Source organism: Aeromonas sp. ASNIH4 (assembly GCF_002934425.1).
Taxonomy (GTDB): Bacteria; Pseudomonadota; Gammaproteobacteria; order Enterobacterales; family Aeromonadaceae; genus Aeromonas; species Aeromonas hydrophila.
In genome coordinates this window covers 200,774-219,956 of the sequence record NZ_CP026217.1, presented here as the reverse complement: position 1 = coordinate 219,956, position 19,183 = coordinate 200,774, and the positions used below count along the sequence as shown (strand labels likewise).

At 64.8% G+C, this 19,183-nt stretch carries 21 protein-coding genes; 5 read left to right on the top strand and 16 right to left on the bottom strand.

The window, feature by feature from the left end:
* Window positions 1-83: 83 nt before the first annotated feature.
* Window positions 84-2,552 (bottom strand): bifunctional aspartate kinase/homoserine dehydrogenase II, encoded by a 2,469-nt coding sequence (locus C2U40_RS01045; RefSeq protein WP_103827362.1) that lies wholly within the window; start codon window positions 2,550-2,552, stop codon window positions 84-86.
* 39 nt (window positions 2,553-2,591) lie between these two features.
* Window positions 2,592-3,755, bottom strand: coding sequence for a cystathionine gamma-synthase (gene metB, locus C2U40_RS01040; RefSeq protein ID WP_029301903.1), 1,164 nt, complete (start codon window positions 3,753-3,755; stop codon window positions 2,592-2,594).
* Between the two features lie 208 nt (window positions 3,756-3,963).
* On the opposite strand from metB, the gene metJ reads away from it, so the two are divergent.
* The 3 genes from metJ (at window position 3,964) to C2U40_RS01025 (ending at window position 5,498) form a co-directional block, all read left to right on the top strand.
* Window positions 3,964-4,287 (top strand): met regulon transcriptional regulator MetJ, encoded by a 324-nt coding sequence (metJ, locus tag C2U40_RS01035; protein ID WP_005327165.1) that lies wholly within the window; start codon window positions 3,964-3,966, stop codon window positions 4,285-4,287.
* A gap of 35 nt (window positions 4,288-4,322) precedes the next feature.
* Window positions 4,323-5,075, top strand: coding sequence for an AraC family transcriptional regulator (locus C2U40_RS01030; RefSeq protein WP_103827361.1), 753 nt, complete (start codon window positions 4,323-4,325; stop codon window positions 5,073-5,075).
* Between the two features lie 84 nt (window positions 5,076-5,159).
* Window positions 5,160-5,498: a tRNA-binding protein gene (locus C2U40_RS01025; RefSeq protein WP_103827360.1), complete on the top strand. Its 339-nt coding sequence runs from the start codon at window positions 5,160-5,162 to the stop codon at window positions 5,496-5,498.
* A 72-nt stretch (window positions 5,499-5,570) separates the two neighbouring features.
* Here C2U40_RS01025 and C2U40_RS01020 read toward each other — a convergent pair whose 3' ends face one another.
* From C2U40_RS01020 to nudE, 3 genes are all read right to left on the bottom strand, one after another.
* Window positions 5,571-6,842 carry an aromatic amino acid transport family protein gene (locus C2U40_RS01020; RefSeq protein WP_103827359.1) on the bottom strand — a complete coding sequence of 424 codons (1,272 nt, stop codon included), beginning with the start codon at window positions 6,840-6,842 and terminating at the stop codon, window positions 5,571-5,573.
* A gap of 412 nt (window positions 6,843-7,254) precedes the next feature.
* Window positions 7,255-8,067, bottom strand: a complete 813-nt coding sequence (cysQ, locus tag C2U40_RS01015) for a 3'(2'),5'-bisphosphate nucleotidase CysQ (RefSeq protein ID WP_011704554.1) — start codon at window positions 8,065-8,067, stop codon at window positions 7,255-7,257.
* A 37-nt stretch (window positions 8,068-8,104) separates the two neighbouring features.
* Complete coding sequence (gene nudE, locus C2U40_RS01010) at window positions 8,105-8,713, bottom strand: ADP compounds hydrolase NudE (RefSeq protein ID WP_016349349.1); 609 nt, start codon at window positions 8,711-8,713, stop codon at window positions 8,105-8,107.
* 137 nt (window positions 8,714-8,850) lie between these two features.
* Here nudE and yrfG point away from each other — a divergent pair, with 137 nt between their 5' ends.
* A complete protein-coding gene (gene yrfG / locus C2U40_RS01005; RefSeq protein ID WP_103827358.1) occupies window positions 8,851-9,519 on the top strand; it encodes a GMP/IMP nucleotidase in 669 nt (222 codons plus the stop codon).
* A gap of 170 nt (window positions 9,520-9,689) precedes the next feature.
* Here the strand turns inward: yrfG and tyrS are convergent, their stop codons facing one another.
* Entirely contained in the window at window positions 9,690-10,958 is a 1,269-nt protein-coding gene (tyrS, locus tag C2U40_RS01000; RefSeq protein WP_103827357.1) for a tyrosine--tRNA ligase, read from the bottom strand.
* 169 nt (window positions 10,959-11,127) lie between these two features.
* Between tyrS and C2U40_RS00995 the strand changes: the two genes are divergently transcribed.
* Window positions 11,128-11,943, top strand: coding sequence for a helix-turn-helix transcriptional regulator (locus tag C2U40_RS00995; protein ID WP_103827356.1), 816 nt, complete (start codon window positions 11,128-11,130; stop codon window positions 11,941-11,943).
* 60 nt (window positions 11,944-12,003) lie between these two features.
* Here the strand turns inward: C2U40_RS00995 and exeN are convergent, their stop codons facing one another.
* The 10 genes from exeN to exeF form a co-directional block, all read right to left on the bottom strand.
* Entirely contained in the window at window positions 12,004-12,759 is a 756-nt protein-coding gene (exeN, locus tag C2U40_RS00990; RefSeq protein WP_017408951.1) for a GspN family type II secretion system protein ExeN, read from the bottom strand.
* Window positions 12,760-12,820: 61 nt separating this feature from the next.
* Window positions 12,821-13,312 carry a GspM family type II secretion system protein ExeM gene (gene exeM / locus C2U40_RS00985; RefSeq protein WP_016349344.1) on the bottom strand — a complete coding sequence of 164 codons (492 nt, stop codon included), beginning with the start codon at window positions 13,310-13,312 and terminating at the stop codon, window positions 12,821-12,823.
* Window positions 13,309-14,493, bottom strand: coding sequence for a GspL family type II secretion system protein ExeL (exeL, locus tag C2U40_RS00980; RefSeq protein ID WP_103827355.1), 1,185 nt, complete (start codon window positions 14,491-14,493; stop codon window positions 13,309-13,311). The genes exeM and exeL overlap by 4 nt, the downstream gene beginning before the upstream one ends.
* A gap of 119 nt (window positions 14,494-14,612) precedes the next feature.
* Window positions 14,613-15,626, bottom strand: coding sequence for a GspK family T2SS minor pseudopilin variant ExeK (exeK, locus tag C2U40_RS00975; RefSeq protein WP_103827354.1), 1,014 nt, complete (start codon window positions 15,624-15,626; stop codon window positions 14,613-14,615).
* Entirely contained in the window at window positions 15,616-16,263 is a 648-nt protein-coding gene (exeJ, locus tag C2U40_RS00970) for a GspJ family T2SS minor pseudopilin variant ExeJ (protein WP_103827378.1), read from the bottom strand. The genes exeK and exeJ overlap by 11 nt, the downstream gene beginning before the upstream one ends.
* A 44-nt stretch (window positions 16,264-16,307) precedes the next feature.
* Window positions 16,308-16,667: a GspI family T2SS minor pseudopilin variant ExeI gene (exeI, locus tag C2U40_RS00965; protein WP_005308487.1), complete on the bottom strand. Its 360-nt coding sequence runs from the start codon at window positions 16,665-16,667 to the stop codon at window positions 16,308-16,310.
* Window positions 16,664-17,215: a GspH family T2SS minor pseudopilin variant ExeH gene (exeH, locus tag C2U40_RS00960; protein ID WP_103827353.1), complete on the bottom strand. Its 552-nt coding sequence runs from the start codon at window positions 17,213-17,215 to the stop codon at window positions 16,664-16,666. The genes exeI and exeH overlap by 4 nt, the downstream gene beginning before the upstream one ends.
* Window positions 17,212-17,331 (bottom strand): type II secretion system protein, encoded by a 120-nt coding sequence (locus C2U40_RS00955; RefSeq protein WP_017785800.1) that lies wholly within the window; start codon window positions 17,329-17,331, stop codon window positions 17,212-17,214. Before C2U40_RS00955 ends, exeH begins: the two co-directional genes overlap by 4 nt.
* Window positions 17,332-17,378: 47 nt before the next feature.
* Complete coding sequence (exeG, locus tag C2U40_RS00950; RefSeq protein WP_005308483.1) at window positions 17,379-17,810, bottom strand: GspG family T2SS major pseudopilin variant ExeG; 432 nt, start codon at window positions 17,808-17,810, stop codon at window positions 17,379-17,381.
* 151 nt (window positions 17,811-17,961) lie between these two features.
* Window positions 17,962-19,182 (bottom strand): GspF family T2SS innner membrane protein variant ExeF, encoded by a 1,221-nt coding sequence (exeF, locus tag C2U40_RS00945; protein WP_010635230.1) that lies wholly within the window; start codon window positions 19,180-19,182, stop codon window positions 17,962-17,964.
* Between the last annotated feature and the right edge of the window lies 1 nt (window position 19,183).

Sequence of the window (19,183 nt, the reverse complement as noted above, 5' to 3'; positions counted from 1 at the left end):
CAGCCCGTAGACCTAAAAACCTGCAGCTAAACAATAAAAAGAGGCGCCACTGGCGCCTCTTTGACTGAACGACTTGTCCGCTGTTACAGGCTGGCACAGATCTGCCAGAGGTCGTACTGGATGGCGGCGGCCGTCACTTCCCGGCCGGCGCCCGGCCCCTGAATCACCAGCGGGTTGGTGCGATAGCTGTCGCTCTCGATGGCGAAGATGTTGTCGCACGGCAGCAGGTTGGCAAACGGGTGGTGGGGCTCCAGCGCTTCCAGCCCCACTCGCGCCTTGCCGTCGTGCTCGAAGCGAGCGACGTAACGCAGCACCTTGCCAACCCGGCGCGCCCCCTCGAAAGCGGTCTGGATCGGGTCATCCAACTCCTTGAGCCTGTCCATGAACTGATCCGTGCTCACCTTGCGCAGGGAGACAGGCACCAGGTTCTCCAGCTCGATATCGGCGGAGTCGAGCTCGAAGCCCGCCTCCCGCGCCAGAATGAGCAGCTTGCGGCGCACATCCTGGCCGGAGAGATCCTCGCGGGGATCCGGCTCGGTCAGGCCGTGCTGCCACGCCTCGTCCACCAGTTCGGAGAAGGGGCGGCTGCCGTCATACTGCTGGAACAGCCAGGAGAGGGTGCCGGAGAAGATGCCGGAGACCCCCTGAATGCGGTCACCGCTCTGGCGCAGCATCTGGATGCTGGACTGGATCGGCAGCCCGGCACCGACAGTGGCGTTGTAGCGCCATTGCACCTGATGGTCGCGGCAGGTCTGCTTGATGCGCTGGTAGAACTCGCTGTCGGCGGCACCGGCAAACTTGTTGGCGGCGATGATATGAATGCCGAGCTGGGCAAAGTCCGGGTAGTAGCGGCTCACTGTCTCGCTGGCGGTCATGTCCAGCGCAATCAGGGTATCGAAGCCGTGCTGCTCCAGCTGGGCCAGCAGTTCGGGCCAGATCAGCGGCTTGGGATTGAAGTTGTCCTGTACCTTGAGCGGATCCAGTCCCTCTTCATCGAGCAGTCCCCCTTCCGAGCTGAACACCCCGTAGAGGGTGAGCGCCAGGTTCAGTTCATGCTCGAGCCGCGCCTTCTCGCGAGCGTAGAGATTCAGCCAGTGACCGCCGATGTTGCCCTTGCCGAACACCACCAGACCGACCCGGTTCGGGCGGCTGAACAGGGCGCTGTGCAGGGCGATCAGCAGTGGCTCCAGCACCACCTGGCGCAGCACGGCCACCAGGCTCAGGCCGTCTTTGGCCACCTGCACGAACTCCAGCGGCTGATCCGCCAGCAGCTGGTAGAAGCGATGACACTGCTCGGCGTTGTCGGTGACGCCGGCCCCCACCAGCGCCACCAGGCTGTAGCCTTCGCGCTGGATAAGACCGGTGAAGCTGCCCTGCAGCTGGAAGTCGCGCAGCAGCTCGAACGCCCCCTGCGCCACCTCGAGGGTGTAGGCGAGGCGCAGGATCCTGCGATCCGGCTGGCGCTGCAGGGTAAGCGGGTTGAGGCGATGGCGAGCGAGATAAGCCTCGATGGTGGCCACAGTTTGCTCGTAGTTGGTCTGCGGCAGTACTTTCAACTCGATGAGCGCAATTTGATCTACCGAGGAGACGATGCGGGCGCCGCCGGAGCGCGGGGCACGGCGCAGAATGTGGGTGCAGCCCTCGTCCGGGTTGTAGCTGCAGCGCAGGGTGAGGCGCTGGCGGCTGTCGGCCACCGGTTGCAGGGTGCGCGAGTGCAGCACCGAGGAGCCGAGGCGGGCCAGCTCGTTGGCTTCGGCGAGGCTCAGGCGCTCCAGCAGGCGAGCTTCCTTGACCCGGCGCGGGTCGGCGCTGTAGACCCCGGCCACGTCGCTCCAGATGGTGGTGGATTCGCCGTCCGCCAGCAGGGCCAACAGACTGGCGCTGTAGTCGGAGCCGTTGCGACCGAGCAGCAGGGAGCGACCCTCCATGTCGGCGGCGATAAAGCCGGTCACCACGATGCGCCCGGCGTGTTCCGCCAGTCGCGCCTTGAGCAGTTCGCTGGACAGCGCGGTATCCACCTTGACCAGAGCGCCATCCTCGGCGCGCAGGAAGCTGCGGGCATCGAGCCAGATGGCCTTGTCGCCGCGACTGGTGAGCAGGGCCGCCAACAGGCGCGCCGACCACACCTCGCCAAAGGCGAGCAGGCCGTTGCGCTCGAAGCGGTCAAACTGCCCCTCCAGGGTCTTGGCGATCAGTTGCATGTCATCGGCCAGCTGCTGGCTCAGCTCGAGGTGAAGCTCCCCTTCCAGCAGGCCGTCGATCAGGCTCTGCTGATAGGCCTGCAGGGCCGAGATGGCCTCACCGGCGGCTTCATCCCCGGCCTCGGCCAGTTCCACCAGCTGGATCAGCCGGTTGGTGGTCTTGCCGGCGGCGGAGACCACCACCAGCTCTCGCCCGCCCCCCTGCTGCTCGGCTTGTTGTTCGAGAATGCTGGCGACCCGGCGATAACAGACCGGATCCGCCAGACTGCTGCCACCGAATTTGTGGACGTGACGTCGCTTCAAGCCTGCTTCTGTTGCCACCGCGATCTCTCCTTGTTGCTGCTGTTCCATTACTTCGCCACCTGCTGTGCCTGTGCAGCTGCTGTTCCATTACTTCGCCACCTGCTGTGCCTGTGCAAACGCCGCGGCCAGATCGGCCACCAGATCCTCACCGTGCTCGATACCGACCGACAGGCGCAGCAGCTGGCTGCTGATGCCTGCCGCCTGCTGGGCGGCCGGGGTCATGGCCCTGTGGGTCATGCTGGCCGGATGGGCCACCAGACTCTCTACCCCGCCGAGGGATTCGGCCACCGAGAAGAGGGTAAGGGCCGCCAGGAAGGCGCGAATGCCCGCCTCGCTGCAATCGAGCTCAAAACTTAGCATGGCGCCGAAGCCGGACTGTTGACGGCGCGCAATATCGTGGCCCGGATGGCTCGGCAGGCTGGGGTGATAGATGCGTTTGACCAGCGGTTGCTGCTGCAGAAAGGCGAGGATGCGGTCGGTGTTCTCCTGATGGGCGCGCAACCTGGGAGCCAGGGTGCGCAGGCCGCGCAGGGTGAGGTAGGAGTCAAACGCCCCGGAAGTGAGCCCCAGACAGTTGGCCCACCACACCAGGGAGTCGGCCAGCTCGGGTTCCTTCGCGATCGCCACCCCGCCCACCACGTCGGAGTGGCCGTTGATGTACTTGGTGGTGGAGTGCACCACCAGATCGGCCCCCAGCGCCAGCGGCTGTTGCAGCAGCGGCGAGAGGAAGGTGTTGTCCACCGCCACCTTGGCGCCCGCCGCGTGGGACGCCTCGGCGATGGCGGCGATGTCCACCACCCGCAGCAGCGGGTTGGAGGGGGTCTCGACCCACACCAGCGCGGGCTGCTGGGCCAGCGCTTCGGCCAGTGCCGCCGCATCCCCCTGATCGACGAACTGCACCCGGTAGTGGCCCTTGGCCGCCAGGTACTCGAACAGGCGCCAGGTTCCGCCGTAGCAGTCGTGGGGGGCGATCAGCAGATCCCCCGCCTTGAGCAGGGCGGTTGTGACCAGATGGACGGCCCCCATGCCGGTGCCGGTCACCACGGCGCCGGCGCCCCCTTCCAGTGCCGCCAGGGCGTCCGCCAGATTGGTGCGGGTCGGGTTGCCGGAGCGGGCATAATCGTATTGACGGGGCTCGCCAAAGTCGGCAAAGGTGTAGTTGCTGGAGAGGTAGATGGGCGGCACCACGGCACCGTGTTGCTGGTCAGTCTCAATCCCGGTGCGTACTGCTTGGGTGGCCTTGTGGGTCATGTCACTCTCCTTGATGTCTCTTCACACGCTGGCATGCTGTTTCTGCCACGCGCCATCCCGCCATTGCGGGCTCATGGTGAACCACACTACGCCAGCTTAAAAAGGCCGTCAACACTTCCAGACGTCTAAATGGCTTTGCTGTTGGATTGCCATTAAATTCCTTAAGGGTTAAAATCCGCGCTCACGGCTAAATGAGAACAGGTGGATCATGGGTACAGAGTGGAACGGCGACTACGTCAGCCCCTACGCGGAACACGGTAAGAAGAGCGAACAGGTCAAGAAGATTACCGTCTCGATCCCGCTCAAGGTGCTGAAGGTGTTGACCGATGAACGCACCCGTCGCCAGGTGAACAACCTGCGTCATGCGACCAACAGCGAGCTGCTCTGCGAAGCCTTCCTGCACGCCTTCACCGGTCAGCCGCTGCCCTGCGACGACGATCTGCGCAAGGATCATCCGGACAGCGTCCCTGCCGAGGCGCGTGCCATCATGGAAGCGCTGGGCAAAGAGATCGAAGATTTCGACGCCGAGTAATCCTGCAGCAGATGCCAAACAGCAAACCCCCTTCGATGACGCGGCCCCAGGCCGCGTCATCGCTATCCGCCCCTTTCAGCCTGCGTCGCTACCAGAGTGACATCTGCAGCCACAGCCACGACCATGCCCAGCTGGTGATCCCCCTCGACGGTCCCATCGAGATCGAGGTGCAGGGCCAGGGGCGGCGGCTCGCGCCCGGTTTTGCCTGCATCATCGCCCCCGGTGAGCGGCACGACTATGCCGCCGATCCGGCGCTCTCGTTTCTGGTGCAGGAGAGTCACTGGCTGCCCGGCGAGCTGGGCGAGCGCCCCTTCATCGAGCTGGACCAGGCCCAGCGCCACTACCTCGCCTTCCTGCACCGCATGGTGGTCGAGGGACGCCACGTGGCCGGCATGGAGCAGGTGTGGCTGGGTCTGCTGGCAGAGGCGCAGCAGGCAGGCTCGCGCGGCCGTGCCCGCCTCGCTCCGCGCATCGGCAAGGTGCAGCGCCATATCGAGGCGCATCTCGCCGGGCCCCTCAGCAACGAGCAGCTAGCCGCCATCGCCTGTCTCGGCCAGAGCCAGTTCAAGCACGCCTTCCAGCAGCAGGTGGGGATGAGCGTCTCCCACTACATCCGGGCGCGACGCATGGCGCTGGCGCGTACCCTGCTCGCCCACACCGCTCTGCCCGTCGGCGAAATAGCCAGCCGCTGCGGTTACCAGAATCAGGGGGCCTTCGCCGAGCGCTTCCTGGCCGAAACCGGACTGACCCCTTCCCTCTGGCGCCAACAAAACGGCCGCTTGCCGTAACCGGGCGGCCGTTTGCCGAAGACGGCGCAGGTGGTTTCGAGGCATGCTGAGGCTCATGCAAGGTATGGGCAACGAGGAGCCAAGATGCAGACCATAAGCTGGCAGGATTTCGAGATGGTGGAGCTCAGGGTGGGTACCCTGGTGCGGGTCGAGCCCTTTCCCGAGGCGCGCCGTCCGGCCTACAAGGTGTGGGCGGATTTCGGCCCCGAGCTCGGGGTGCGCAAGAGCAGCGCCCAGATCACCGACCTCTACCAACCGGAGACGCTGGTGGGTCGCCAGATCGTCGCCGTGGTGAACTTCCCCCCCAAACAGATAGGCCCGATCCAGTCGGAGTTTCTGCTGACCGGCTTCTACCGGCCGGACGGCGCCGTGGTGATCGCCATCCCCGAGCAGGCGGTGGAGAACGGTGCCAAGCTCGGCTGAGGCCACCACCTGACCGATACAAGAGAGGCGACCCTGGGGTCGCCTCTCTCTTTTGCGGCTGGTTGCGCGCCGTTACTTCAGCAGGCTGAAGATCAGCGCCGACACCGCCAGCGTGCCGGTCAGCAGGATGAAGCCGTTGGCCCAGCGGTGGCGGAAGCGGGCCAGCGCCTCCACCTTGTAGATGGCCACCACCGGCATGATGAACAGGATCATGGCGATCACCGGGCCGGAGAGGGTCTCCATCAGCCCCAGGATCCCCGGGTTGATGATGGCGGCGCCCCAGATGGAGAAGAACATCAGGACGATGCCGAGCCGGTCTGCCTTGGCCAGCGACAGACCGGTGGGCTTGGCGATCAGGCTTTTCAGGCTCTCGCGGGCACCGAGGAAGTGGCCGAGGAAGGAGGAGCTGATGGCGATGAAGGCGATGAGCGGCCCCAGGGTCACGATCACCGGGTTGTCGGTGATGTTGGCGAGATAGGAGAGCACCGAGACGTTCTGGGCCTTGGCCTCGGCCAGCTGGGCCGGCGAGAGGCTCAGCACGCAGGAGAAGACGAAGAACAGCACGAAGCCCACCAGCATGACGGTGGTGTTGCGCAGGATCAGGCTGCTCTTGGCTTCCGCCTGCTCGCCGTACTCCCGGCGCTGCACGTTGGCAAAGCCGGAGATGGCGGCGGCGTGGCTGAAGGCGAACACGGTGACCGGCAGCGCCAGCCAGACAGTGTTGAGGAAGCTGCCGCCCTCCAGGCTGCCCAGCTGCGGCCACTGCCACTGGGGGATCAGGTAGCAGGAGAGCGCCGCCAGGATGGCCGCCAGCGGATAGACCATGACGGCAAAGGCGCGCAGCATCGCCTTCTCGCCGGCCAGCATCACGGCGATCATGGCGAACACCAGCAGACCGGAAAGCATCACCCGGTTCGGGGCATCCATGCCGAGCTGGTTGATCATGAAGCTCTCCACCGTGTTGGTCAGCCCGACCCCGTAGATGAGCAGGATCGGGAAGATGGAGAGGAAGTAGAGCGCCGAGATGAGGCGGCCGGCCATCTTGCCGAAGTGCTCCTGGGCCACCTCGGTGAAGTCGGCGTGGGGGCGCGAAGAGGAAAGCACGAAGCGCGCCAGCCCGCGGTGGGCCAGGAAGGTCATGGGGCCGGCCAGCACGGAGACGATGATGAGGGGCCAGATCCCGCCCAGACCCAGGTTGATGGGCAGGAACAGGATGCCGGCACCGACGGCGGTGCCAAACAGGCTGATGACCCAGTGGGTGTCGTGGCGGCGCCAGGGGGTGGCGCTGACGGTGGTGGAGCGGGAACCGGACAGCTCCCCTGTGACGTCTACAGATAAACTCATTACTAATTCACTTTTTGTTAGTGTTTTAATCTGAGTTCATTGTGGTTTATCGGGATTTAATTCTCAAAAATCCCCCCTGAAACATATCACTACCATTACGGGCTTCAGCCAGTGAGATTGGGAATGGAATCGAGATCACATAAATGAGTAAAACTAAATTCAGTCAAATTAACGAAATTTAAAACCAAATTTTCATTCGTGGTCAATTTTTTATTTTGGCCAAATGATCGTTTGCAGAATTACCTGAAAAATCGTGCCATTCCGCCGCCTTCTCTTGTGATGATTCACTGTCATTCCCGCGCTTTGCCAGCGGATATTTCTGTTCATTCCCGATGAAACCAGCGGATCACACCAAGCAATCAGGCGGCCATGGGGCCGCCTGATTGCCGTCAATGATGACCTGTTCACCCGCTCAGTGAGCCAGAATGCTGCCCCAGGCGAGATCCGGATCCCCCATCACGATGAAGTCCGGGTTCTCCAGCGACTCCGTCTCGTTGTAGCGCAGCGGCTGCAGCGCCAGGCTGAGGATGCGACCACCGGCCGCCTCGACGATGCACTGGGCGGCGGCGGTGTCCCACTCGCCGGTGGGGCCGAGCCGCACGTAGCAGTCGGCCGCCCCTTCCGCCACCAGACAGGACTTGAGCGAGCTGGAGCCGAGCGGGATCAGCTCGTAGTTGATGGCCGGGTTGAGACGGCGGGTCAGGTTCTCCAGCTTCTGGCGGCGGCTGATGGCCACCACCAGCGAATCGGGCTGATCGTGCTCGTGGTGCATGGCGCTGATGGGATGCACCTCGCCGTTCGCCTCCTTGAAGGCGCCATGACCGCGCACCGCCCAGTAGAGGACGTTCGACTCGGGGGCATAGATGACACCAAGCACCGGCACATTGTCCTGCACCAGGGCGATCAGGGTGGCGAAGTCGCCGCTGCCGGCGATGAACTCGCCGGTGCCGTCGAGGGGATCCACCAGCCAGTACTGACGCCAGTTGGCGCGCTGGCTGAAGGGGATGTCGGCCGCCTCTTCGGTCAGCACGGGAACGTGGGGAGTGAGCGCCGACAGCGCCTGTTTGAGGTAGGCATCGGCAGCAAGATCAGCACTGGTGACCGGGGTCGCATCCTCCTTCAGCTGACGCTCGAACTGACCGCCGTGATAGATTTCGTGAAGGATCCTGCCCGCTTCGCGCGCGATCTCCTTGACCCCCGGCACCCAGGCCAACAACTCCTGCATCTTGTTATCCTCTGTATTCAAACTGCCCGTCTGCGGGCTACTCTGCCTGCTCCGCCAGCCAGCGTTGGGCCAGCAGCAGCGCACTGATGCTGCGCGACTCGGTGAAGTCGGGTCGCGCCAGCAATTCGTCGATCCGGTTCAGCGGCCAGGGGATCACCTCGAGGGGCTCGGGCTCGTCCCCCACCCGCTGCTCGGGGAAGAGATCCCGCGCCAGCAAGATGTCCATCCGGCTGGAGAAGTAGCCCGGCGCCAGCGACACCTGCTTGAGCAGGGTCAGGCTGTTGGCGCCGAAGCCCGCCTCCTCCATCAGTTCCCGGTTGCCCGCCTCGAAGGCATCTTCACCCGGGTCGATCAGCCCCTTGGGAAAGCCCAGCTCGTAGGAGTGGGTGCCCGCTGCGTACTCGCGCACCAGCAACAGGGTATGGGCATCGAACAGCGGCACCACCATGACAGCGCCCCGGTTGCCGCCGCGCATCCGCTCGTAGACCCGCTCCTCGCCGTTGGAAAACTTGAGGTGGAGCGACTCCACCTTGAACAGCCGGCTCTCGGCCACGATCTCGGCCTTGAGGATCTCCGGCTTGCTCTTGTCGTGCGCCATGGTGTCGACGCTGAGGTGGACGGGTTTGCGTTGGTGGAGGTCACTCATCGGGCTGGCTGCTCGTTAAAAAATCGTGTTTCAAGAGTAAACGACTCCCCTCCCGAACACCACGGGGCAAGGGTGGGAAAGCGGCGGGAAAAATCCGTTATAATGCCCGCCCGTTTCGACCCGACCACCGAGGCCCCATGCCGACCCCACTGCCCTGGCACCAGATAGACACTGTCCTGCTCGATATGGATGGCACCCTGATCGATCTGCATTTTGACAACCACCTCTGGCAGCAGCTGGTGCCCGAGCGCTATGCCGAGCGACTCGGCCTGCCGCTGGCCGAGGCCAGAGTGCAGATCGAGGCGCACTACCAGGCCGTCAGCGGCACCCTCAACTGGTACTGCGTGGATTACTGGAGCGAGACGCTGGGGCTCGACATCCGCGCCCTCAAGCAGGAGATCCTGGCCAAGATCCAGTGGCGACCCCACGTCATCCCCTTCCTGGCCGCGCTGCGGGCGGCGGGCAAGCAGCTGGTGCTCTTTACCAATGCCCACCCCGCCAGCCTGTCGGTGAAGGATGCGCAGCTGGGGCTGGCCGGCCACCTCGATCTGATGGTGAGCACCCACGAGCTGGGCTGGTCGAAAGAGAGCCAGCACTGCTGGCAGGCACTGGCCGAGCGGCTGGCGTTCGACCCGGCCCGCACCCTGTTCGTGGATGACAGCGAGCGGATCCTGCGTGCCGCCGCCGACTACGGCATCGGCTATCAGCTCGCCATCCAGAACCCGGACAGTTGCCAGCCCGAGCAGCACATCACCGCCTTCCCGGCGATCCGCGATTACGCCGAGCTATTGCCGCTGGCCGGGTAAGCCGAAATGCAGGGGAGCATCTGGGCAACCAGACACCGCCTCCCCCATCCCTTCCACGATGACGCCGAGTTGCTGCCGCTGGCCGTGTAAGCCAACAGGGCTACAAGGCTCTCCGAACTGACGGATAAACAAAAGGGCTGCCCAGGCAGCCCTTGTCGATCCCGGGTCGCTCACCCCTGCCACGTCACCAGCCGGTACTGTTTCTTTCCCCGGCGCAGCAGCAGGTAGCGGCCGAACAGCCGGTCAGCCGCCGTCAGTGGCTCATCCCGGCGGATCTCGCCGTTGAGGCTGATGGCGCCTGCCGCCAGCAGCTCGCGGGCGATCCGCTTCGAAGTCGCCAGACCGCTCTCTACCAGCAGGGCCACCAGATCGGTTTCCCCCTCGATACGCCAACCCGGCATGCCATCCTGCGCCAGCTGGGCCAGATCGCTCTCGCCAAGGCGGGCCACCTCGCCACTGAACAGCAGTTCGCTGATGCGCTGCGCCGCCACCAGCGCTCCCTTGCCATGCACCAGTTCGGTCAGCTCGTCGGCCAGCACCTGCTGGGCCAGTTTGCGTCCTTGCCGCGTGGCATCCTCCGCCTCCAGTGCCTCAATCTCGGCCAGCGGCATAAAGCTGTAGTAGCGCAGGAAGCGGTAGACATCCTCGTCCGCCGTGCCGAGCCAGAACTGGTAGAAGGCGTAAGGGGAGGTGAGCGCCGGATCGAGCCAAACCGCACCACCCTCGGTCTTGCCGAATTTGGTGCCGTCCGCCTTGGTGATGAGCGGCAGCGTCATGCCATAGACCTGGGCCTGATTGAGGCGGCGGGTGAGATCCATGCCGCTGGTGATGTTGCCCCACTGGTCGTTGCCGCCAATCTGCAGGGTGCAGCCGAGCCGCTGGTTGAGCACCGCGAAGTCCTGGGATTGCAGCAGGGCGTAGGAGAACTCGGTGAAGGAGATACCCTGATCCGGGCGAGCCAGCCGCTGGCGCACTGATTCGCGGGCCAGCATGGCATTGACCGAGAAGTGCTTGCCGATATCCCGCAGAAAATCGAGGGCGGACATCTGCCCCATCCAGTCGGCGTTGTTGACCAGTTGCGGCGCCGCCAGCCCTTCGCTCGTCGACAGCAGCGCTTTTATCTGGGCCGACAGGCTGGCCACCCAACCCTGCACCGTCTCGGCGCTGTTGAGGTTGCGCTCGGTCGCCTTGAAGCTGGGATCGCCGATAAGACCGGTGGCACCGCCCACCAGCGCCACCGGGGTGTGGCCCGCCAGCTGGAAGCGGCGCAGCATCAACAATGGCACCAGATGGCCGATGTGCAGGCTGCCGGCGGTGGGATCGAACCCGCAGTAGACGGTGCGCGGGGTAGCGAGGTGAGAGGCGAGCGCCACCGGGTCGGAATTCTGGGCCACCAGGCCGCGTTTGGTCAGCTCATCGAGCAGGTGGGGGTTGATCATGGATGCTCCAACAGCAAGGGGAAAAGGCCACATCCTCGCCGCTCCGGCCTGCGCCGAATATGTCCCCCAGGGGACAGTTTTGCCACTATCGTGCTAGCATCCGGGCATCATGTGACCATTGCGGGGAGCCAGCCCGCCATCCGGAAGCCATCACCATGAACCAGCGCCCATGATCCAGACTCTTGCCACAGATGCCATGACCCGCAGCATGACCGAAGTCGTCGATGCCCTGCACGGCAGCGCCTTTCCGGCGGCGCTGGTGCGACTCATCCAGCAGCAGGTGGCGTTCGACTGCGCCCTGCTGCTCGGGGTGGGGTCGCGCCCCGTTTACCTCTATGACAACCTGCACCACCAGCGGGCGCTGCTGTTCGATCGCTACCTCACCCGCCACTTCAGTCAGGATCCCTTTATGCAGGCGCTGGAACAGGGTCTGGAGGCCGGGGTCTGGACGCTGGCGCAGGTGTCGCGGGGGCGGCTCGACCCCGAGTATCGCCACCACTTCTATCAGGCCACTGGCTGGCAGGAGGAGGTTGGATTGATCCTGCCGGTGCGCGGCGGCTTCACCCTGATGCTGTTTCTGGGCCGCCTCGACAAGCGCAGCAGCCTCAGCCGTGACGAGCTGGCCCGGCTGGAGGCGCTGTTTCCGCTGATCCATTCGCTGTGCCGCCAGCACTGGCGGGAGGGAGCCACCCTGCTGGCCCAGAGCCCGATGCTACCGGGTGGCGCCGATCTCAAAGCGACGGTGGAGCAGGCCATCGCCAGCGTGGGGGGCGCAAGCCTCACTCGCCGCGAGCGTCAGGTGGCGGGATTGCTGTTGCAGGGGCTCGACACCGAGGCGATTGCCGCGGAGCTCGGCATCGGCAGCGGCACGGTGAAGAATCACCGCAAGCACCTCTACGCCAAGCTGCACCTGCGCTCGCGGGCCGAGCTGTTCAGCTTCTTCCTCAATCACCTCATCACGGCGCCGGCCGGCACGCCCCCATAACAACACCACCCCGCCGGGGCGGGGTGGTGTTGATGCTTGCCAGCTCAGACAGCAAGGTCGTCAGATGCGGCCCTGGTAGCGCAGCGGGAAGCGCCCCTGACCATCGGGCTGGCCGAGGAAGGGCAGCCCCTGCTTCATCTGCTCCGGCAGCTCGGGCCCGGGTTTGAGGGTGCCCTGGAACAGGTACTGGCGATTGGCCTGCAGCTCCAGCTTGCCCTGCACCTGCACCGCCTCCGAGCCCTGCTTGAGCTCGGCCACCAGCCGGGAGTCGATGCAGGTCAGCTTGATCTCGGGATCCCCCAGCACCAGCTTGCCGGCCGGGGTATCGGCATCGGCCCCGTACCAGTAGAGGTTGCCGTAGAGGTTGTCGCACCAGGGGTTGCCCTGGGCTACCTGATCGAGCTTGAGCTGCAGCTGGCCAGCCACCGTCACCGGCACGGGCAGTTGCATCGGCACACGCGCCAGCAGCCAGGGGGCCGGCACGTTGAGGGTGATGTCGCGGCCAAAGGCGGCGCCGCTCCAACCCACCACCCCCTGCCCGTTGAGGCCGCTGCGCTCGCCAAAGCGCAGGGACACCTCAGGGGCAAAGCGCAGCAGCGACCAGCCGTTGAGCTCCCAGCGCAGCTGGGTCAGCGACTCGCTGGCGTATTGCAGGCGGGCAACCTGGCCGCTCCAGAGGGTGCCGCTCACCCCTTCCAGCTGTACCAGGGGCGGCAACGGCAGATAGCGCACCACCAGGGACGCCGGCAGCTTGGCCAGCAGGAAAACCAGATAGGCCGCCAGAAACAGCACGGCAATCAGCACTCTTTGCTTCATAGAAAACGACTCGACTGCAAACGCCCGCTCAGGCATATAGCCCTGCTCGGGACGCGTTGTTTCATTGGGGACGGCTCAGCTGCAAGCGGCGTACCTTGACCAGGCCGGGCGCCAGATTCTCGCGGGCCACCTCGATCACCTGCACCTGCACGCCATGGCGATCCGCCAGGGTCGCCAGCCAGATCAGCAGATCATCGAACGCCACCGTGTCGATCCACACCTGCAACTCCTGACCCTGGGGCTGCAGCCGGGCAATCTTGATCTTCTGGTTGAAGGCGGTGCGGTTGACCACCCCTTCCAGGGTGCCGCTGGTATCGAGCTGGCGGCCCTGGCCACCCTGCAGCGCCAGCACCTCTTCACCCTTCTCTTTCAGCCAGGCGAGGGTCTGCTGCTGGCTCAATACCTGCCGCTCGCGCTCGTCGATGCGATTGCCGATGGGCTGCCAGATGACCCAGTAGCAGAAGCCGATCAACAGCACGCTGCCGCCCACCGCCACCAGCCGCTGCTCGCGGGCGCTGATGCCGCGCCACCAGCCTTGTAGTTTGTCCATCATGATGATTTACCCTTCAGCACCAGTGCCCCTTCAACCTTGCCTTCGGTGCTGCGCACCTCCCCCTGCTGCACGTCGAAGCGCTTGCCGGCCAGCTCGCGAAAACGCTCGATCTCGGCAAAGCCGGGAGCCGTCACCTGCAACCTGAGCTCGCCGCGCGCCGCGTCGAAACGCAGCACCTCGGGCTTGAGGTCGGGCACTTCGGCAAAGGTGGGCGCCAGCTCGGTCAGCACCATCAACACCCCGTCCTGCGGCGTCTGCCCCAGTTGCTGGAGGTGCTGGGTCATCTGGCTGCGCACGTTGACGATGCGGCTCTCCCCCGGGAAGATCCGGGTGTAGACCTGCCGGATCTCCGCCTTGAGCGCCTTGTCCTGCTCCGCCAGCTGATAGAGCTGCACGCCGCGCTGGGCGAACGCCACCACCAGCAGCGCCCCGGCCACCACCGCCACCTTGCGCCACTGCTGCCAGTAGCGGGAGTATTCGGTCTGCGGCCGGTAGGGCCCCTGCAGCAGGTTGGCCTGACTGGCGAGCGCGCCCCGGGCCAGCAGCAGCATGGGCAGCTCGGGATCGGCCGCCTGCCAGCTGGCCGCGGCAATGGCCGGCGGCGGGGTATGGCTGTGAATGGTCATCGGCGCCGGCTCCGCCGCCAGCAACATGGCCAGCAGCGGCTCATCGGCGACGATGCCCTGACAGGGCCCCTGGCGGACCAGCCACTCCTTGCCCAGCTGCAGCGCCGACCAGCCCTCGCTCGCCAGCGGCAGCGCCAGCACGTCCGGCAGCAGCTGCCGGCTCTTGAGACCAGCCTGCTCCAGCCAGCCGAGCCAGGTCTGCATCTTCTCCTTGTCGACCGCCATCAGGTCCACCTCATGCCCCTGATGACCCAGCACCACCAGATGCAGCTCATCCACGTCGGAGGCGATTTGCTCCTCCAGCAGATAGGGCAAGGCGGCCGCACTCTGGCGGCTGTATTTGCCCGGCAGGCTCACCCGCCGGAAGATAAGATCGCTGCCGGGCACCAGCACCACCGCCGGGCGGCCACCGGCCCGCTCCTGCAGCTCGCCAAGGGCATGGGCCGAGGCCAGGGTACCGGAGGCGATCACCTCCTCTTCCCCGCCCGACCACACCAGCCACTCGACCGGCTGCTGCGCATTGGTCCCCAGACGGATGACCAGACTCTCGCTCACTAATGTCTCTCCTGCCATGCCCGCTCGCATCCTTCGGGATGGGCGGGCGCGCAGCCATGGGCTGCAGTCCAATCGGGGGATGGCGCGGGCCGGCCAACGGCCGTCGCCCGCCTCCCTTGTTATTCGGCGCCGCCGTTCAGACGGCGCAGCATCACCAGCTTGTTGTCCTTGCCGCGCACGAAGACGCTCTCCAGCCGGGCCCGGGTGTCACCCACCTCGGCAATCAGCCTGGCCTCGAAATAGCTGCTCCTGACGTCCAGCGCCGCATCCAGCCCCTGGATGTTGCCCACCTGCACCGGCATCTGGTCCGTCATCTCCTTCTTGTTCTTCCACCCCTTCTGGGGGCGGCTGGTCAACACCCGCTTGGCATCGTCCAGCCCCACCTTGTCCAGATAAAGCGCCACCAGCAGGGCCGACTGCTCCGGCCGGATGGTGTTGACGTTCACCACCAACTTGTCGTTGGGCAGGGCGCACACATAGGGCGCCAGCCGGGCGTACAGTTTGGCGCTCACCCCGCGCACCGCCCGCAGCTCGTCGGTGCCGAGCATCCACTGATTGGCGGTCAGATAAGGGGGGGTGAGCCCTTCGTAATAGGCATCTTCGGCACCATAGCTCGACACCAGCACGGTATCCTTGTCGGTCCAGTCGCGGATGGCATCGGTCAGCAGCACCGCCTCGTAATCTTCCACCTCGAGCTGCTTGAGCAGCGCCTTGAACACCTTGACCGGATAGGGCTGCTTCTCCAGATCGTCGCCACTGATCCCGTCCTTCAACGGCACGCTCAGGCTGTTGAGGTTGAAGCAGGATTGCAGATCCCGCACCCGGCCGGTGAGCTTGCCGTCATCCACCGGGAAGACCGCATCCTGGCGTGCCCAGTTCTGCCCCAGGCTGACCACGTTGGGGTCGTCCTTGAAATCCTGGGCCAGCACCTTGCTCACCAGCGCCTCCGCCGACATGGCATACCACCAGGCCTGCTTGCCGGCGGTGAGGTTGGCGGTGCGACGCAGCTCCAGCTGCAGGCGGCCGCTCATGTTGCTGGCGATGATCACCATCACCGACAGGATGAGCAGCACCACCAGCAGGGCCATGCCCCCCTGGCGGCCGGGGCGGGAAAAACGACGATCAGTTACCATTCTCAGCCCTCTGACCTCCGGCACCGATCAGGAACTGGCGACGGATGGTACCGTAGTCTTCCAGATCCAGCTCCACCGCCAGCCCGTAGGGCAGCACGTTGCGCTGGGTCCACTCCTCTTTCCAGGCGCCCTTGTCGTAGAAGTAGAGCCGCAGCGCCGTCACCCGCTCCAGCATCGGCTGAATGCGCGGCTCGGTGCCGATCACCGGATCCGGGTAGAGGTAGCTCAGCCGCTCCAGCTTGTGATCCTTGAGCCGCCAGCCGACCCGCTGCAGGCCTGAGCGCGGCAGCATGCCGTCCGGGTTGAGCCAGCCGCCGCGCATGAAGGCCATGCCCCAGTCGTCGCTCTGCTGGCCGAAGCGGGAGGCCGCCAGCAGCACCTTGTTGTTCTCGCCGTCGATGCGGCCGCTGCGCGGCACCATCTGGGTGATGTCCCGCTCCAGCACGGAGAAGGCCAGTTGCAGCTCGGAGAGACGCGTCTCCTTGCGCTTGGCCACCTCGTCGCTGGTGAGCACCCCTTGCAGCACCTGATAGGCGCCCAGGCTCAGGCCGGCGAAGATGGCGATGGCCACCAGCATCTCCAGCAGGGTAAACCCCGCCTGACGCTGGCTCATGTATACACGTTGCTGCAGATTCATCGGCTGATGCCGGCTCCGGCTCATGGAGACACCTTGATGCAGGTTCATCGGCTGATATAGGTCCGGATCATGGCCACCGGGCTGTCAGCCTTGGGCGCGGTGCGCACTTCCATGTCCAGCGCCTTGAAGTTGCTGTCGGCGGTGGCGACGCCGCGATAGCGCCAGTACCAGGTCTGGCCCGCCATCTGCTCGTCCCCCTCCACCCAGCTGTCACCGGGCCACTTGGCTTCGAGCTTCTGCTGCACCAACTGGTTCTCCACCACCCAGGTTGCCAGGGTCTTCTGTTCCAGATAGTTGAGGCCGGAGAGGTGCTCGCTGGCAGTCTTCATCACCGCCAGCCCGGCGATGGCGAACACCGCCAGCGCCACCATGACTTCCAGCAGGGTCATGCCGCGGGCGTTCATTCCTCTTCCTCCTCGTCCTGCAGCAGGCGCAGGCGGCCAAACTCGTCCGCCTTGACCGTGCGCACATAGCGCTGATCGTCGTCCTGCTGGGTCAGGGTCAGCACGAAGGGGGTCAGCTCGCCACCGGGGAAGATGAACACCTGCGGCGTGCGCTCCTTCTCGTCGCGCCCCTTCTCGTACTTCTCGTCGGATTCGGTCCGCCAGCTGAAGCCCTCGAGCTCGATGGCCAGCCGCATGTTGTCGGGCAACTCGACCCGATCCAGCAGCTTGTCGCCGCTCATCACCTGCCACTTGCGATCCTTGGCCGCGCGCTGCATGAACTGCCAGCTGTTGTCCTCGACACGCAGGCCCACCAGCCGGCCATCCATCACCGAGTACTCCTGCGCCTGCTGCAGCACGGCCATGAAGCGGCGCGCCTGCTTGTCGAGCTCTCTATCGCCCCTGGCGCCACCCATGCTGAGGGTGACGGCAGTGGCAACCAGTCCCATCAACATGGCGACCAGCAATACTTCCAGCAGAGTAAAACCGGCCTGGCGACTATGTTTCATGGCGCCAGCCTCAACTGCATGGCAGTGGCCTCGAGCCGACCCATCAACATGGCCACCAGCAACACTTCCAGCAGAGTAAAACCGGCCTGACGACGGGCAGAAGAGGCCACCTTCATTCAGGCAGCCTCGGGATGACTCGGTGAGCGCGACGCGGCGGGATCACTTATTGGAAATCCTTCAGGTTCCAGTTGCCGATGTCGTCATCGGTACCGGCTTCGCCATCCAGCCCCATGGAGAAGATATCGATCTTGCCGAACTGGCCCGGGCTCAGCATCTGGTACGGGTTGCCCCAGGGATCCTGCGGCAGGCGCTTGATGTAGCCCCCTTCGCGGTAGCTGCGCGGCTCAGGTGCGGCGGTCGGCTTGTTGACCAGCGCGTCCAGCCCCTGCTCGGTGGTCGGGTAGCGGTTGTTGTCCAGCTTGTACATGTCGAGGGCGTTTTCCAGCGCCACTATGTCGGAGACCGCTTTCTGCTGGTCGGCCTTCTCCTTATTGCCCATCAGGTTGGGCACCACCAGGCTGGCCAAGATCCCCAGGATCACGATGACCACCATCACTTCCAGCAGGGTAAAACCCGATTGACGACGCTTTTGCATGACTGACTCCCTCACGAAATGAGATGGCATGAGCCATCAACGATAAATTGTTAAACCTCGATCGTTCGATGACGCCTGTCGGCTAATCGAACCTACGGAGTTGATTGGATTGGTAGGTTCGAATAGCGAAGCGTATTCGAACGTCCGAACCTTACATATTCACCATATTGTTGAGCTCGAGGATCGGCTGCAGGATCGACATCACGATAAACAGCACCACCCCGGCCATGGAGACCACCAGCATGGGTTCGAATACCCCGAGGGCGATGTTCACCTGGGTTTCGAACTCCCGATCCTGGTTGTCTGCCGCCCGCTCCAGCATGTTGTCGAGCTCGCCGCTCTGCTCGCCGGAGGCGATCATGTGCAGCATCATGGGCGGAAAAATTTTGGTTTCATCCAGCGACTTGCGCAGGCTGGTCCCCTCCCGCACCCGCTCGGTGGCCTCACCGATGCGCATGCGGGCAAAGTCGTTGGAGAGCACTTCGCCGGAGATCTTCATCCCCTCCAGCAGCGGCACGGCGCTGGCGTTGAGGATGCTCAGGGTGCGGGCGAAACGGGCGGTGTTGAGACCCCGGCTGACCCGGCCGATCACCGGCAAGCGCAGGATCAGCTGGTGCCAGTGACGGCGACGCTTGTCGTCGGTCAGCCACCAGCGCCAGACAAAGCCACCCACCAGCAGCAGCAACAGGAACCAGAGGCCGTAGTGCTGCATCAGCTCGCTGGTACCGATGAGGAAGCGGGTGGTGGCCGGCAGTTGCTGACCCATGTGCTCAAACTGGGCCACCACCTTGGGCACCACGGCGGTGAGCAGGATGGAGATGACGCCGATGGCGACGCAGGTCAATACGATGGGGTAGATCATCGCCTGCAGCAGCTTGGTGCGCATGTGCTGACGCTGCTCGGTGTAGTCGGCAAGGCGGTTGAGCACCTTCTCCAGGTGACCGGACTTCTCGCCGGCCGCCACCATGGAGCGGAACAGCTGATCGAACACATGGGGGAAGGCCGCCAGCGAATCGGCCAGCGAATAGCCCTCCACCACCTTGCTGCGCACCGTGGCCACCATGCTGCGCAGGTGGGCCTTCTCGCACTGCTCGGCGACGGCCTTGAGCGCCTCTTCGATGGTGAGGCCGGCCCCCACCAGGGTGGCCAGCTGGCGGGTGATCATCGCCAGCTCGGCGGTGCTGGCACCACGGCGGAACAACACGAAGCGGTTCGCCTCGCGCTTGGCCTTCTCGGTGGTCTCGTTCACCTCGAGCGGGGTCAGCCCCTGCTCGCGCAACAGCTGGCGTACCTGGCGGGCGGAATCCCCCTCCAGCACGCCGCTCTTGTTGCGTCCCTTGCCGTCGAGGGCCTTGTATTCGAATGCTGCCATC